Source organism: Bradyrhizobium sp. Crot121 (genome assembly GCF_059512385.1).
The window spans coordinates 1-214 of sequence record NZ_JCAMOR010000597.1; the positions used below are offsets into that span (position 1 = coordinate 1).

1 pseudogene is annotated in these 214 nt (G+C 68.2%); it reads right to left on the bottom strand.

Annotated features, from left to right (window positions below):
• Positions 1-214: pseudogene (locus tag AC5ZGW_RS48030) on the bottom strand (IS256 family transposase); the annotation flags it as partial.

Consider the following 214-nt stretch of genomic DNA (forward strand, 5'->3'; position numbering starts at 1 on the left):
GCCGAACCGGATCCGCTCACTATCGCCGGCCGCCCCACGGTCGCGAATCTTCGCCCGCGCGACCTCGACCGGACCGACCCCGGTCTGGATCGTTCGCACCGGGCCGTAACCATGCCGCACGACACGGGCGCGTCCGCCGGCAAGCTTCAAATCCTTCATCGTGGCAAGAAAGGTCTCGACTTCGACCTCGACGGCCTGCGCCAGAAGCTGCCGC